This is a genomic window from Phyllobacterium sp. TAF24 (assembly GCF_052113785.1).
GTDB lineage: Bacteria > Pseudomonadota > Alphaproteobacteria > Rhizobiales > Rhizobiaceae > Phyllobacterium.
In genome coordinates, this window is the sequence record NZ_JBFRDN010000005.1 from 94,864 (window position 1) to 109,391 (window position 14,528).

Consider the following 14,528-nt stretch of genomic DNA (forward strand, 5'->3'; position numbering starts at 1 on the left):
AGCCTGTCCTGATGATGGGGTCGCTGCATTTGCTTGCCATTCCATCATTCCCGACATATCTCTTATGGATGGACAGCAAGAAGCCAATGCGGCACACAAGACCCAGTGTCTCAGCCAGCATCCTCGCAGCGGTGAAGAACCGCAACAAACGCCCGACAGGCGTGACCAAGGTCGTGCGAAATGACACCGTCATCGCGTCCTACAATGTCCATAAATGCGTTGGCATCGACAAGAAATTTGATCCGGATCGCATCGCGCATGTCATCGGCGAGCTTGGTGCGGATGTAGTCGCTGTTCAGGAAGCAGACAAACGCTTTGGTGAACGCTCTGGCCTTCTCGATCTCGACAGGCTTGAACGCGAGAACAATCTCGTGCCGGTTCGCGTTGCCTCGCTTTACCCCAAGGGGCATGGCTGGCACGGCAATCTGCTGCTCTTCCGAGAAGGTGTTGTGCGGCGCGTACAGCAGTTGAAGCTTCCGGGACTTGAGCCACGCGGTGCGCTTGTCGTTGATCTTGATCTTGAAGCCGGACCATTGCGCATCATCGCTGCGCATCTCGGGCTTTTACGCCATTCGCGCATGCAGCAATCGGAAGCTATTCTGAACGCCGTCCATGCCGATCCGTCACGCCCAACGCTGTTGCTTGGTGATTTGAATGAATGGCGCGTTGGCAAGGGCTCGTCGCTGCATTTCCTGCATCCGGTGTTTGATCCGATGAAAAATGCGGTGCCGAGTTTCCCCTCACGCTTCCCGGTTCTGGCGCTGGACCGGGTGCTTGGCCATCCGCACAGTCTGGTCACTGGTATTGAAGTGCATGACACGCCGCTCGCCCGCGTTGCATCCGACCATCTGCCCATAAAAGCCTATATCGATCTGAAAGGTGCCTTGGCAGAAACCGTCGAGATCAGAGATATGGCGAGCCTAGCCAGATAATCCGGTCGAGCAACCGCACCCAGAATGAACGGGCTTTCAGGCTTTGCAGCAGCACGGGTTTTGCCGATTCCATGGCGGCATGGACAAGTGCCTCCACTTTGGCGGCAAATTCTGCATTCATGATTTCAAGATCAACCTCGAAATTCAGACGCAGCGAACGCGGGTCGAGGTTCGATGAGCCCACATAGGCCCATTGCCCATCAATAGACAATAATTTGGAATGGTTGAAATTGCCGCTGGCGCGCCAGATGCGGCAATGACTGTTTAGAATCTGGTCGAACTGCGCAGTCATGGCACGGTCGACAAGCTTGAGGTTGTTGACGGCCGGAATAACGATGTCGACCTCGACGCCGCGCCGGGCCGCAGTCACCAATGCGCTGATCAGCTCGCGGTCGGGCAGGAAATAGGGCGACATGATGCGGATACGGTTTTGCGCTACCGAAAACGCGCCCATCAGCATCCGATGATTGGCTTCCACGCTTCTGTCGGGTCCCGATGGAACCGCCCGGATGAACACAGGATCGCCCGCATGCGTATCCGGCGAGGTGATCAGCCACGGCTCTCCAGCCAATTGTTCACCTGTAGTGAAACGCCAATCTTCCGAAGCGATATGAAACAGGTCCGTGACAATGGGGCCAGTCAGGCTGAAATGCGTATCGCGCGCATTGTCTTCCCCGACGATTTCTGCGGAAAACCCGGCGCGAATGTTCATGCCGCCGGTAAAGGCCGTTGTGCCGTCGACAATGAGGATCTTGCGGTGGGTTCGAAGGTTCGCATAGGGCAGGCGCAAGCCGATGATGATGTTGCCGTTGAACACATCGGTGCGTACACCGTTTTTTTGCAGATAGCCGACAATGCTCGGGATTGAATAGCGGGCGCCGACCGCATCGATGAGAACCCGGACTTCAACACCGCGTTTAACGGCGGCAATCAGGGCATCGGCCAATCGCAGGCCGATCTTGTCCCGGTCAAAGATGTAGGTTTCAACGAGGATGCTGCGTTTGGCATTGTTGATATGTTCCAGCATCGAACGGTAGGCGTCATCACCACTTTGCAGCATGGTGATGTTGTTGCCGGTTGTCAGGCGGCAGCGGCTCACGCGGTCTCCCAGCGTTTTCATCGCTGCAAAGCGCTTTTCGAAATGATCAAGCACGTTCTTCTCATTTGCATCAAAGCGCATGAGATGGTCCTGGCCGATTTCATGCAGGAAGGCGCGCTGCGAACTGATGGAGGAGCGCCTGATCCGGTTGATACCGGCAACTGCATAAATAACTGCGCCGATAACCGGCGAGAGAATGATAACGCCAACCCAACCAATGGCCGCGCGCACTTCTTCCTTCGTCATGGTCGCATGAACCGCGGCAGGAACGCCAAGGACGATAGAAAGAACAAAGAATATCTGGGGCCAATAGGCAGGAAGATAATCACTCATTTGTGAGTGTCATATCACGATATTGAATCCCGGCGCGAGCGCCATTCGGCAAGAGAAACCGGCTGATCCGGAATACGGATTTCAAAACCGGTTCCGGCGCCTTCACCGCCGCGCAGTTCAATTGTGCCGCCATGGGCGCGCACCAGCTCGTGGACGATGGCAAGGCCGAGGCCGGTGCCGCCCGAGCGGGCCGAACCCTTGAACGCTGTGAACAGATTCTCGCGAGCCTTGGGCGGGAGCCCCGGACCGGTGTCCTCAATGCTGATGATGGAGGTGGTGCCAATTTGCCCCGCGGTAATTGTCAGCCGTTTGATAATTGACGTGTCGCTACCCGTATCGCCGCTCATTGCCTGAACCGAATTGCGGCAGAGATTGGAAATGACGCGGAAGAATTGATCCGGATCGGCGTCGATTTCGAAATTTTCAGGAACGAGGTTTTTGAATTCAATTCCCGACTTTGCATCAAGATTGAGCATCTCTTCCACATCACCGACGATAGTGTGAAGTTTAACGCGCCGCCGCTGCGGCGGTGGTTCCTGTGTTCCGCCATAGGCAAGCACGGTCTGCGAATAATTGATGGCGCGATCAATCGTCCGAACAAGCTTCGGCACCATGCGCTGAATGGCCGGATCGCTGGCATTGGCAAGGTGATCGGACATCAGCTGGGCGGATGCCAGAATATTGCGCATGTCGTGGTTGATCTTGGAAACGGCAAGACCAAGGTCGGCAAGGTGCTTTTGCTCGGAAAGCGTGCGTTGCAACCGTAGCTGCATGTCGGCCAGTTCGCGCTGCGCAATACCAAGTTCGTCTTCACGATTATCGGGCTGGATGACCCTCTGCGGATCATCAGGCTGCTGGGCGAAAGCCAGCATGTTGGCGCTCATGCGCTGTATCGGCCGGATAAGCAGATGGCTGATGGCAAGAAAGACGAGACCGGCGGTAATAGCCGAAATGAACATCGAGATAAGCGCGACATTGCGGGCGTAACGCAGCATCGCATTGCGCAAGGGCGCGTCCGACGTGATCAGCTCGATGACTTTGCCCGTGTCTCCAACAGGGCCGTAGACAAGGATGATGCGGTTACCACCATTGATAATAGTGTCGAATGCGTCGCGCAGCGTCGTCCATGGGTCAGTCACGGTCATGTCGATATGCCGGTCGACCTTGGATGGCATTTCCGAAACCGCAAGCAAGCGCGAAGCCCCCATTTCACGCAGGGCAATCGCTTTGGTGCCCGTGGCGAGAAGCACATCGTTCTGCACGCTCTGGGGGATGTCCTTGCCATCGCTTGCAGCGAGCACGACGCTGGCGGCAGCGACCGTATTCAGGCGGTCCGAAAGCCAGCGCATCCGCATATCGGCCATGATGGGAACGAAAATCATGACTCCGGCCAGAAAGCCGAACAGCAGCGTCAGGCGCAACAGCTTACCCGAAAGCCGTTTGAGAACAGGCAAACGCCGCCCCGCCTGCATTTGCACGCGCGACCGTTGCTCTTCCTGTTGCGTTACCGCCATATTTGCTCCATCAACGCCCGATGTAGGTCAAACGTTGCGACGGTACAATAAATCACTTCCTGATTTTTGCCTATTTGTGAATCTTCTTGTATGAATTGACTTATCACCATCATGCCTCTATAAGCCGCGCACGTCCGGGTTGACCGCCCCGGCGGCGTATTTTTATGCGCTAATGGCGGTCCTGATATGCTCCTGTCAAAGAACAGACCACAAGAAGGGCCGCACACCGCGGTATTAAACAAATGAAGCGTACTTATCAGCCATCCAAACTTGTCCGCGCACGTCGTCACGGGTTTCGCGCCCGTATGGCTACTGCAGGCGGCCGCAAGGTTATCGCAGCACGTCGTGCTCGCGGTCGCAAGCGGTTGTCGGCATAAGGCATTCCGCGCAGGTTTGCGCGGTTGGCCAACGTTGGCATTGCAGGAATGAATGATCAAAAACCACTCCGCCTTCGCAAGAGAGCGGAGTTTTTGGCTGTTCGGGCCGGAGAAAAACGCCGTGGCGGCTTTTTCCTGCTCGAAGTCAAGCAGCGTGAAGACCGGGAAGGTCCGCCGCGTGTTGGTTTTACAGTCACAAAAAAGAACGGAAATGCCGTTGTCCGCAATCGCATCAAGCGTCGCCTGAGAGAGGCTGTACGCGTCAAAGTTGCAGGTGACATGGCCCCCGGAACCGACTATGTGATCGTTGCTCGCCGCGACGCGCTTGATGCGCCGTTTGCGGACTTATCCCGGGAACTCTCGAAACGGGTTTCCAAAAAATACCAAACCGGCGTTTCTCCAAGACATGACCGGCCCAACAGGACCCGATAATGGAAACCAATCGTAATTTCTTTATCACCATTGCTTTGTCCGTCGTTATTCTGGGACTTTGGCAGGTGTTCTATATGGGCCCCAAGATCGAGGCCGAGCGCCAGCAGGCACAGGTTGAAGCCTCGCGGCAGGCTCAGGCAGCTAAAACAGCGGCACAGCCAACGCCAGCGGCCGGAACAACCGCCAACAATCTGCCGGGTACGACACCAGCAGCGCCGGGTGCGAATATTCCGGGGCAGACGCCGGATGCCACACAGCCGGGTTCCCTGAGCCGCGCTGCGGTTCTCGGACAGACTTCGCGCGTTGTCATCGACACACCGAGCCTCAGCGGTTCCATCAGCCTGACCGGCGCGCGTCTCGATGACCTGCAGCTCAAGCAGTATCACGAGACTGTCGACAACAATTCGCCGACCATTCAGCTGTTGAGCCCTTCGCAGATGGCGGACGGGCAATTTGTTGAGATCGGGTTCACCGGTAACGACACCACAGGAACTGTGCCCGGTCCGACAACCGTCTGGACTGTTGACGGCAACAACAAGTTGACCCCATCCACCCCGGTTACCCTGGCCTTTACCAATGAAAAGGGCCTGACTTTCAAGCGCACGTTCAGCGTTGACGACAACTATATGTTTACCGTCAAGGACGCTGTGACGAATGGCACGTCAGCTCCGGTGTCGTTGGCCTCCTATGGCCGTGTCACACGCTTCTACAAGCCTTTGCATGCCAGCACCTACGTGTTGCACGAAGGCCCAATCGGCGTGATCGCCGGAAAGCTGGTCGAGTACAAATTCGCGGCGATCGAGAAAGAAAAAGAAGTCGCTCCGGAGAAGACGGACACTGGCGGCTGGATCGGCATTACGGACAAATATTGGGCCGCAGCTCTCGTTCCAGCACAGTCAAAGCCGTTCAAGGCCCGCATGTCCTACTTCGACAATGGCCGCCCGCAGTATCAGAGCGACTATCTGTCTGACCCGACAACAATTGAACCCGGTCAGTCCACAACGATCGAGAACCTCGTCTTTGCCGGTGCCAAGGAAGTTGGCAAGATCAATGGCTACATGAACAATCTGCATATTCCATTGTTCAAGAACCTGATCGACTGGGGCTGGTTCTATTTCATCACCGAGCCGATGTTCTATCTCATCGACTGGCTCTACAAGGCTATCGGCAACTTCGGTGTCGCCATCCTTGTTGTTACCGTTCTGCTCAAGGCGCTGTTCTTCCCGCTTGCCAACAAATCCTATGCTTCGATGGCACGCATGAAGATGGTTCAGCCGAAGATGACTGAAATCCGTGAGAAATATGCGGATGACAAGGTCAAGCAGCAGCAGGCCATGATGGAGCTTTACAAGACCGAGAAGATCAACCCGATCGCCGGTTGTTGGCCAATCGTCATCCAGATTCCGGTTTTCTTCGCGCTGTATAAGGTTCTGTACGTGACCATTGAAATGCGCCATGCGCCGTTCTTTGGCTGGATTCAGGATTTGGCTGCGCCCGATCCAACATCCGTGTTCAACCTGTTTGGCCTCATTCCATGGACGGTTCCGGCATTCCTGATGATCGGCGTCTGGCCATTGATCATGGGCGTCACGATGTTCCTGCAGATGCGCATGAACCCGACACCGCCAGATCCAACGCAGGCAATGATTTTCAACTGGATGCCGCTGATCTTCACGTTCATGCTGTCCAGTTTCCCGGCGGGTCTGGTGATCTACTGGGCATGGAACAACTTCCTGTCGATCACCCAGCAGGGTATCATCATGAAGCGGCAGGGTGCGAAGATCGAACTGTGGGGCAATCTCGCAGGGCTCTTCAAGAAGAAACCGAAGCCCGCCGAATAGGCGGGTTAACCCGGAATTCCAAAAGCCCCCGCTCATACCGGGGGCTTTTCATTTGTCGTTGAACAATCTCGTTCAGTTGACAAGGCGGCGATAACATTGAATGCAGGTGGCATATGGCTGCCCAGTGAACGGACGGAAAAGAACGTGAGTGAAACCAACGACAATACGAACAGGCTGATCGAAAAGGGCCGGATGCTCTTTGCGCAGGGCTGGGTTTTCATTCGCGGTGTTCCTGCAATGAAGTTCCTGCCGCCGGAAGGGCCCATCGAAATCGCTTTTGCCGGTCGCTCCAATGTCGGCAAGTCATCGCTGATCAATGCGATCATTGGCCAGAAGGGCCTCGCACGCACGTCCAACACGCCGGGGCGCACGCAGGAGCTGAACTATTTTGTACCGGATGGCCATTCGGGGGAAAATGGTGACCTGCCGCCACTCGCGGTAGTCGATATGCCGGGATATGGTTTTGCCGAAGCGCCGAAAGAACAGGTCGACGCATGGACGCGCCTTGTTTTCGATTATCTGCGCGGTCGTACCACGTTGAAGCGTGTGTACCTGCTCATCGATGCACGCCATGGTGTAAAGAAAAATGACGCCGAAGTGCTCGACCTTCTGGATCGCGCGGCAGTGTCCTATCAGATCGTCCTGACCAAGATCGACAAGATCAAGCCTGCCGGTGTTCCGCGTCTCATGGAAGAAACCGCACAGGCCATCAAAAAGCGCGCAGCCGCCTACCCGACCATTTTGGCCACATCATCGGAAAAGGGCGCAGGTCTGGATGAACTGCGCGCCGCAATAGCGCTTCTTCTCGAAGAATAAACCGCTCGGTTTTCTAAATGCTGCTCACCGAGCCTGCGGCCACAACTGCACCGGTGGGCGCCCCGCTCGGCGAGCCGCCGACTGGTTCAACGGAGATGGCCAGCGTTGTGCCATCACGCAGTTTTGCCGCGACCGGGGTCGATACCGCAAACTCGGTTATCTTGGGCGACTTCAGTACACCAAGCGAGACCGGAGCGTCTTTTCCGGCGATCAGCCAGAGTTCGAGTGATTTGCCCTGCGGGATTTCTCCGGCAACAAGGGTCACTTTCAGCTTTCTCGACTTGTCGTCAAAGATTGCCACGCTTCGCAGCGGACCGGTGTCGCTTGCCATGGAAGCAATCAGTTGCGAGGGCGCAGAGCCCGCCTGACGTTGGACGTACTCGCGACTGACGTTGAATATAACAAGGGCAAGTGCCGCAACGGCGACCGTCCGCCAGAAGGCCAGGCTATTCCAGAATGAAGCGCCCGCTGCGACCCGCCCGGAATCGATGCCGAACAGACGCTGGTCGACCTGACCTTTCAGGTAATTGGGCGCTGTGACCGGCTGGAACTGCTCGTTCAGCGGATCGAAGTGGCGCTGCCAATTGGCAACAAGGCGGGCAAATTCAGGGTCGTTTTCAATACGGCGGACAGCGTCGCGCCGCTCCTGTTCCGGGAGCACGCCCAGCACATACTCGGCAGCGACGAAATCGTCGCCTTCGGGCATTGTGTCATCGGGTGGTATCGTGCTCATCGTTCCAGACATTCCTTCAGTTTCATCAGGCTGCGGCGTAGCCATGTCCGCATTGTATTCAGTGGTACTCTATGGCGTATCGCCAGAAGGTCGTAACTTTCGCCGTTCAGATAGGCACCCCGCACCGCCGAGGCCCGGTCAGTGTCCAACTGGTCGAGACATTCATTGATGCGCTTTGTCTCACCCGATGCAATTGCAGACTGTTCGGGATTGGGCGATGGTTCAGCAACACCCACGGCTTTTTCCAGTTCGGCTGCAGCGGGTTTGCGCGCGCGCAGCACATCAATCGAGTGATTGCGGGCAATGGCCACCAACCATGAAATAGGGCTGGTATCAGAGACTGCAAACCGGTCTGCCTTGTTCCAGATCTTGACGTAGATATCCTGTAATGCGTCCTCTGCTTCCGAGCGATTGCCCAAGATACGCAGGCATACGCCGAATAGTTTCGCACTTGTTGAGCTGTAAAGCACATCGAACGCCGCACGGTCGCGCAGAGCGACTCGCGAAATCAGTTCCGATATGCCCTCGGGTGTCATGCGGTAGACGTTTCCAACTCTTTGATTAACGAAGTTAAATCGGTGCAGAGGTTCATCTGTCAATGGGCCGCATGCAAAAACGTTCCCGCCAACCCTAAATCATGTTTGCCCATGATCGTCTTTAGGGTTATGAACCCCCGTCCTTTTCAAGCTGGAGCTTGCTTCCCACATGTCCGAGACTGAGCACACCGCAGAAATTCAGGCAAGCCTTCTATCCGCCGCTCTTCCCTATATGCAGCGGTATGAAAACAAGACCGTCGTTGTGAAATATGGCGGTCATGCCATGGGCGATGCCACGCTGGGTAAGGCCTTTGCCCGCGATATCGCTCTTTTAAAGCAGTCCGGTATCAATCCGATTGTCGTACATGGCGGCGGCCCACAGATTGCATCGATGCTGGCGCGCATGGGTATCGAGTCCAAATTCGAAGGTGGCCTGCGTGTCACCGACGCAAAGACGCTTGAGATTGTCGAGATGGTCCTGGCCGGTTCGATCAATAAGGAAATTGTTGCCCTGATCAATGCCGAGGGCGAATGGGCCATTGGCCTGTGCGGCAAGGACGGCAATATGGTCTTTGCCGAAAAGGCAAAAAAGACAATTATCGATCCGGATTCCAATATCGAAAAAATCGTCGATCTTGGCTTTGTCGGTGAGCCGGTTGAAGTGGATCGTACATTGCTCGATTTACTGGCCCGCTCCGAGATGATCCCGGTCATTGCTCCGGTTGCACCGGGCCGCGATGGACATACCTATAATATCAATGCCGATACCTTTGCGGGCGCCATTGCCGGCGCTCTGGCGGCCTCGCGCCTGTTGTTCCTGACCGATGTTCCCGGTGTGCTCGACAAGGACAAGAAGCTGATCAAGGAACTCTCCGTTGGTCAGGCGCGCGCGCTGATCAAGGACGGAACGATTTCGGGCGGTATGATCCCCAAAGTCGAAACCTGCATTGATGCGATCAATCGCGGTGTCGAAGGCGTGGTTATCCTTAATGGCAAAACACCCCATTCGGTTCTGCTGGAGCTTTTCACCGAGCGTGGTGCCGGAACGCTGATCGTTCCCTGATCAGCGTTTCAGGTGGTCGAGCGGTATCTTGCCCGGCCCCTTGATATTTTGCAGAACGAGTTGGGTGTGTACATCGCGCACACCCTTGAGGCGCATCAGTCTGTGCATGACGAAATCGTTGAGATCATCGACGGTTGGCACCATGACATGCAACAGAAAGTCGTGCTCGCCGGTCATTGTCCAGCAGGATGACACCTCATCCATACGCTGGATTTCAGTGATGAATCGCTCCGGCGAATCGTCGCTATGGGAGGTAAGCCGCACCTGAACGAACACCTCGACCATTAACCCGATAGATCGCCGGTCGATAACAGCGGCGAAGCCTTTGATAACACCGGTTTCCTGCAATGCGTCGAAACGCCGTCCACAGGGCGTGGCGGAGAGTCCGATGGTCTGGGCAAGATCGGTAATCGGCACCCGGCCATTATCGCGCAGAACTTGCAGCATCTTCACTTCAAATTCGTCAAATCGAGGAGATGTCACTCATTTTCCTCCGTAAGATTATATATTTCTCTCAACAGGATGCTACATTGAGACAATAAGGTCAAATTCACTCGTTTTCCCGACATATTCTTGGTTTGAGAATGGGAATCGAGGAGGAATTCATGACCATCAGTGTTGAGGCCTATGCCCGCGAATGCGCCGCTCAGGGATTGCGCGGCGACTATCATGCCTGCCAGCCGGATTTTACCGTTGAGCAGCAATATGATTATTCGGTGGAAGATCAGGACGTGTGGCGCACCCTTTGCGACCGCCAGACCAAGCTGACCTCACGGCTTGCTCATCACAGCTATCTCGATGGCGTTGATGCTCTGGGTCTTCTCGATCGTATCCCTGATTTTCATGATGTGAGCGAAAGGCTGCGCAAGCTGACCGGTTGGGAAATCGTGGCTGTCCCCGGCCTCATCCCGAATGAACCGTTTTTTGATCACCTTGCCAATCGCCGTTTTCCGGTGACCAATTGGCTGCGCAGCAAGAAAGAACTGGATTACATTGTCGAACCCGACATGTTCCATGATTTCTTCGGCCATGTTCCAATTCTCAGCCAACCAGTGTTTGCTGATTTTATGCAGCTTTACGGTGAAAAGGGTGGCGCTGCGGTCCGCCTTGGCGGTGAACAGATGGTGGCCCGGCTCTACTGGTACACTGCCGAATTCGGCCTGATGCAGGAAGAGGGCGCAGAGCTGAAGGCGTTTGGTGCTGGTCTTATGTCATCCTTCAGCGAGCTGCAATATTCGGTCGAAAGCCCCGATGCCCACCATGTTCCTTTCAATCTCGAAACGGTCATGCGGACCAGCTATGAAATCGACAAATTCCAGCGTGCGTATTTCGTTCTCCCAAGCTTTGCCGCGCTGCGTGATGCCTTTGAAAAAGCCGATATGGCCAGTCTTGTTGCACGATGGAAAGACAGTACGGCGCTGGACCCCTCGGCTATTTAAGCTGCTGACTTCATCACCGGTTTGATGATGACGCAATTGCGGCCATTGCGCTTGGCCTCATAAAGTCTGCGATCGGCGGTCTGAAAATGATCGGCGATCGTTTCGTCTGACAGGTCGATTACTCCGCCAATACTGACACTGAGGGGCACCCGTTCATTCTCGGGCGTCCTGAAATCGAGACGGGCGACTTCCGCACGGATCGCCTCGGCGACCGCCCGCACCTCATTCTCGCGATCCGATGCGAGAAACACCGCAAATTCCTCGCCGCCGATACGGCCAATGCTGTCGTTTTCGCTGACAGTGCGTGAAATGCAATGGGCAATGGCCGTCAGCGCACCGTCGCCATTATAATGGCCGTGCTGATCATTGATCTTCTTGAAATGATCGGCGTCAATAATCAGCAATGATCCCGGCACCTGCATGCGCATCGTATCGACATGTGTGAAGAATGCTTCGCGGTTAAGGAGCCCCGTCATGCTGTCGCGCGAGGCTTTCTCCAGCAATCGTGCGTTGGTCTCTTCCAGCCGCTGCATGACCTCGCCCAGATGGATGAGGGTGATGCGCAATCGCTCCGATTGCTGGAAAACCTTAAACGAGATTGGCGGCGCGATAACAAGCGGGCAAATCGCGGCGATTACAAATCCCATTTTGTTGTGCATGCCGAAAGCAGACATGATGCTTCCGGTGATCAGCAAAGAACAGACAATCGCAATAATTGTGACCAATGCGCATTTGTAGAAAATTCTGAACATTTCGACCCTAACACCGCTTCGTCAGTACTATGCTGGATTGATGACGCTGCTGTTAGTAGAAAATTTAAAAATGGTCGTAGTTCAGTCTTTTTTCGTCTATTGAGTCGATATGGCAACAGAATGCCTGTCTTCTGCTTTATGGTTTCCGAAACGACGAGTTGTGAATGACAAAACATCCTGATCCACTGAATTTTGCCCATATAACGGACTGGATCTTTGATCTGGATAATACGCTCTATCCGCATCACTCCAATCTGTTCTCGCAGATTGATGTGAAGATGACTGGCTATATCGCCAATCTTCTGCAACTCTCCCATACGGATGCGCGCCAGATTCAGAAGCAATTCTACAAGGATTACGGGACCACGTTGAAGGGCTTGATGGATCGCTACGACATCGACCCGGATGATTTTCTGCAGAAGGTCCACGATATCGACTATTCATGGCTGGTTCCTGATCCGGCTTTGGCCATGGCGATCAAGCATCTGCCGGGACGTAAATTCATTTTCACCAATGGCGATCGCGGCCACGCGGAACGGACAGCACGCCAGCTTGGTATTCTTGATCAGTTTGACGATATTTTTGATATCGTCGCTGCGGAACTCATGCCCAAGCCGGCGCGTCAGGCCTATGATCGATTTCTCGATCTGCATGAGATCGACGCCAACAGCAGCGCCATGTTTGAAGATCTTGCGCGCAATCTGGTCGAACCCAAGGCGCTGGGCATGAAAACCGTGCTGATCGTCCCGCATAATTTCGAGCCGACATTCTCCGAGATATGGGAGAGCGACCCTGATTATACCGATCATGTTGATTACGTGACTGATGATCTGGCATCGTTCCTGAACGCCATCCAACCGGGGCAGGTTCGCACGGAAATTCCTGCTTGAAGCGGTTTACATCGGCCGAGGCGGCTATCGATGCGGCGGCGCACCGGGTCCTTGCCCGTTTGCCGCAATCGGGTATCTGTGGCGGCCTTGTCGAGTTTCTGGTTTTTGGTATCAAACAGGCTTGGGCGTGCCTGTTTGGCGGCGTGATGCTCGCCATCATCATGCTCACGCGATTCCATTGGCCTGAACACAGCCCGATAACGCGTTATGATTTTCTGTTTCTTTCGGCTTTGATCATCCAGCTTTCCATGCTGGTGTTCAAACTGGAAACATGGAGCGAAGCCAAGGTTATCCTGATTTTTCACATCGTCGGAACAATCATGGAAATCTTCAAGACCCACGCTGGTTCGTGGATTTACCCGGAAGCCAATTTCTTCCGGATTGGCGGCGTCCCGTTATTCTCCGGCTTCATGTATGCTGCCGTTGGGTCCTATATGGCGCGTATCAACCGCATTTTTGACATCCGCCTCGAACGTTATCCGTCATCCGCCCTGACGCTGGTACTGGCAATCGCTATCTACGCGAATTTTTTCGCGCATCACTTTTTGCCGGATATCCGGATCGTGTTGTTTGCTGCAACCGCTGTCCTGTTCTGGCGTACGACGATGTATTACCGTGTTTTCCGGTTCCGCCACAAAATGCCGCTGCTCGTGGCATTCTTTCTGGTCGCATTGTTCATCTGGGCCGCTGAAAACATCGGAACATGGTCAAGAGCCTGGATTTACCCCTCGCAAGCCGACGGCTGGGCGCTGGTTTCGTTTGCCAAGCTCGGTTCCTGGTATCTGCTGATGATCATATCAGTTGTGCTGGTGACGTGGGTTCATCCACCGCGTGGCAAGGATGAACCCGACGATCAGGCCAATTCGTAGAACGTCTTGATAACGCCCCATGCTTCGTCGGCATCATCGACAAAGGTGATCAGCTCGCGATCCGATGGTGAAATAACGCCCTGCTCAGCCAGAAACTCGAAATTGATAGCCTTTTCCCAGAACGACTTACCGAACAACAGAACAGGAATCCGTTCCATACGGCCGGTCTGAATCAGTGTCAGTGTTTCGAACGTCTCGTCCATGGTGCCGAAGCCGCCGGGGAAAATCGCCAGCGCCTTGGCACGCATCAGGAAATGCATCTTCCGGATCGCGAAATAGTGAAAATTGAAGCAGAGTTCAGGCGTCACATATTCATTCGGCGCCTGCTCGTGTGGCAGGACAATGTTGAGGCCAATGGTCGGGGCGCCGACATCCGCCGCACCCCGATTGCCAGCTTCCATCACGCCGGGGCCGCCGCCAGTGACGACAACAAACTCGCGATTATATGTGGTTGAAGAATAGACCGAGCAGAGCTGCGCAAATTTGCGTGCTTCCGCATAATAGCGCGAATTGGCTTCAAGATTCTTCTTTTGCACCTCGTTCTTTGCGGCCCAGGCTTCACCGCCCGGTTCCGGAATGCGTGCGCCGCCGAAAAGCACGACGGTCGAACGGATACCCCGTTCGGTCAGCGCCATTTCCGGCTTCAGCAGTTCAAGCTGCAGCCGCACGGCGCGCAAATCGCGGCGTGTCATGAACTCAGGATCGGCAAAGGCAAGACGATAGGTGTCTGACTGTGTTTGCGGGGTCTCGGGAGCGGTTTCTACCCGTCTTACGGCTTCTGTGGAGTGGGAAAATGGCGTCCAGCCGTTTTTTTCATCAGTATTCAATTGTTATTCTCCTTCTGCGGACGCAAGTGACGCTTACAGACATTAAATCCTATTCGTCGTCCAACATTGTGACGC

General features: G+C 54.8%; 15 protein-coding genes and 1 pseudogene. 9 read left to right on the forward strand and 7 right to left on the reverse strand.

The window, feature by feature from the left end; genetic code table 11:
* Positions 1 to 86: 86 nt before the first annotated feature.
* Entirely contained in the window at positions 87 to 932 is an 846-nt protein-coding gene (locus AB4Y96_RS06445; protein WP_441916405.1) for an endonuclease/exonuclease/phosphatase family protein, read from the forward strand.
* Here the strand turns inward: AB4Y96_RS06445 and AB4Y96_RS06450 are convergent.
* Positions 904 to 2,364 carry a phospholipase D-like domain-containing protein gene (locus AB4Y96_RS06450; RefSeq protein WP_441916324.1) on the reverse strand — a complete coding sequence of 487 codons (1,461 nt, stop codon included), beginning with the start codon at positions 2,362 to 2,364 and terminating at the stop codon, positions 904 to 906. The genes AB4Y96_RS06445 and AB4Y96_RS06450 overlap by 29 nt on opposite strands.
* Before the next feature lie 14 nt (positions 2,365 to 2,378).
* Positions 2,379 to 3,878: an ATP-binding protein gene (locus tag AB4Y96_RS06455; protein ID WP_441916325.1), complete on the reverse strand. Its 1,500-nt coding sequence runs from the start codon at positions 3,876 to 3,878 to the stop codon at positions 2,379 to 2,381.
* 242 nt (positions 3,879 to 4,120) lie between these two features.
* Here AB4Y96_RS06455 and rpmH point away from each other — a divergent pair, with 242 nt between their 5' ends.
* The 4 genes and pseudogenes from rpmH to yihA all read left to right on the forward strand — a co-directional run bounded on the left by rpmH (position 4,121) and on the right by yihA (position 7,344).
* Positions 4,121 to 4,255 carry a 50S ribosomal protein L34 gene (rpmH, locus tag AB4Y96_RS06460; RefSeq protein ID WP_040853797.1) on the forward strand — a complete coding sequence of 45 codons (135 nt, stop codon included), beginning with the start codon at positions 4,121 to 4,123 and terminating at the stop codon, positions 4,253 to 4,255.
* Positions 4,256 to 4,303: 48 nt separating this feature from the next.
* A pseudogene (gene rnpA, locus AB4Y96_RS06465) lies at positions 4,304 to 4,703 on the forward strand (ribonuclease P protein component).
* Positions 4,687 to 6,528 carry a membrane protein insertase YidC gene (gene yidC / locus AB4Y96_RS06470; RefSeq protein ID WP_441916326.1) on the forward strand — a complete coding sequence of 614 codons (1,842 nt, stop codon included), beginning with the start codon at positions 4,687 to 4,689 and terminating at the stop codon, positions 6,526 to 6,528. Before rnpA ends, yidC begins: the two are co-directional and overlap by 17 nt.
* Before the next feature lie 192 nt (positions 6,529 to 6,720).
* Complete coding sequence (gene yihA / locus AB4Y96_RS06475; RefSeq protein WP_210275799.1) at positions 6,721 to 7,344, forward strand: ribosome biogenesis GTP-binding protein YihA/YsxC; 624 nt, start codon at positions 6,721 to 6,723, stop codon at positions 7,342 to 7,344.
* Between the two features lie 13 nt (positions 7,345 to 7,357).
* Here the strand turns inward: yihA and AB4Y96_RS06480 are convergent, their stop codons facing one another.
* Together AB4Y96_RS06480 and AB4Y96_RS06485 are read right to left on the reverse strand one after the other, a co-directional pair.
* Positions 7,358 to 8,077, reverse strand: coding sequence for an anti-sigma factor (locus tag AB4Y96_RS06480; protein WP_441916327.1), 720 nt, complete (start codon positions 8,075 to 8,077; stop codon positions 7,358 to 7,360).
* A complete protein-coding gene (locus tag AB4Y96_RS06485) occupies positions 8,074 to 8,613 on the reverse strand; it encodes a sigma-70 family RNA polymerase sigma factor (RefSeq protein WP_091878719.1) in 540 nt (179 codons plus the stop codon). The genes AB4Y96_RS06480 and AB4Y96_RS06485 overlap by 4 nt, the downstream gene beginning before the upstream one ends.
* Positions 8,614 to 8,782: 169 nt before the next feature.
* On the opposite strand from AB4Y96_RS06485, the gene argB reads away from it, so the two are divergent.
* On the forward strand, positions 8,783 to 9,676 hold the full coding sequence (argB, locus tag AB4Y96_RS06490) for an acetylglutamate kinase (protein ID WP_091878718.1): 894 nt from the start codon (positions 8,783 to 8,785) through the stop codon (positions 9,674 to 9,676).
* Here argB and AB4Y96_RS06495 read toward each other — a convergent pair whose 3' ends face one another.
* A complete protein-coding gene (locus tag AB4Y96_RS06495) occupies positions 9,677 to 10,159 on the reverse strand; it encodes an Lrp/AsnC family transcriptional regulator (RefSeq protein WP_091878716.1) in 483 nt (160 codons plus the stop codon).
* A gap of 122 nt (positions 10,160 to 10,281) precedes the next feature.
* Here AB4Y96_RS06495 and phhA point away from each other — a divergent pair, with 122 nt between their 5' ends.
* Positions 10,282 to 11,115 (forward strand): phenylalanine 4-monooxygenase, encoded by an 834-nt coding sequence (gene phhA / locus AB4Y96_RS06500; protein ID WP_441916328.1) that lies wholly within the window; start codon positions 10,282 to 10,284, stop codon positions 11,113 to 11,115.
* On the opposite strand, the gene AB4Y96_RS06505 is transcribed toward phhA, so the two are convergent.
* Entirely contained in the window at positions 11,112 to 11,789 is a 678-nt protein-coding gene (locus tag AB4Y96_RS06505) for a GGDEF domain-containing protein (protein ID WP_441916329.1), read from the reverse strand. The genes phhA and AB4Y96_RS06505 overlap by 4 nt on opposite strands.
* 242 nt (positions 11,790 to 12,031) lie before the next feature.
* Here AB4Y96_RS06505 and AB4Y96_RS06510 point away from each other — a divergent pair, with 242 nt between their 5' ends.
* Together AB4Y96_RS06510 and AB4Y96_RS06515 are read left to right on the forward strand one after the other, a co-directional pair.
* Positions 12,032 to 12,757 carry a pyrimidine 5'-nucleotidase gene (locus AB4Y96_RS06510; protein ID WP_091878713.1) on the forward strand — a complete coding sequence of 242 codons (726 nt, stop codon included), beginning with the start codon at positions 12,032 to 12,034 and terminating at the stop codon, positions 12,755 to 12,757.
* A complete protein-coding gene (locus tag AB4Y96_RS06515) occupies positions 12,754 to 13,626 on the forward strand; it encodes a DUF817 domain-containing protein (RefSeq protein WP_441916330.1) in 873 nt (290 codons plus the stop codon). The genes AB4Y96_RS06510 and AB4Y96_RS06515 overlap by 4 nt, the downstream gene beginning before the upstream one ends.
* Here the strand turns inward: AB4Y96_RS06515 and AB4Y96_RS06520 are convergent.
* Positions 13,611 to 14,453 carry an LOG family protein gene (locus AB4Y96_RS06520; RefSeq protein WP_112523569.1) on the reverse strand — a complete coding sequence of 281 codons (843 nt, stop codon included), beginning with the start codon at positions 14,451 to 14,453 and terminating at the stop codon, positions 13,611 to 13,613. The genes AB4Y96_RS06515 and AB4Y96_RS06520 overlap by 16 nt on opposite strands.
* Positions 14,454 to 14,528 lie beyond the last annotated feature (75 nt).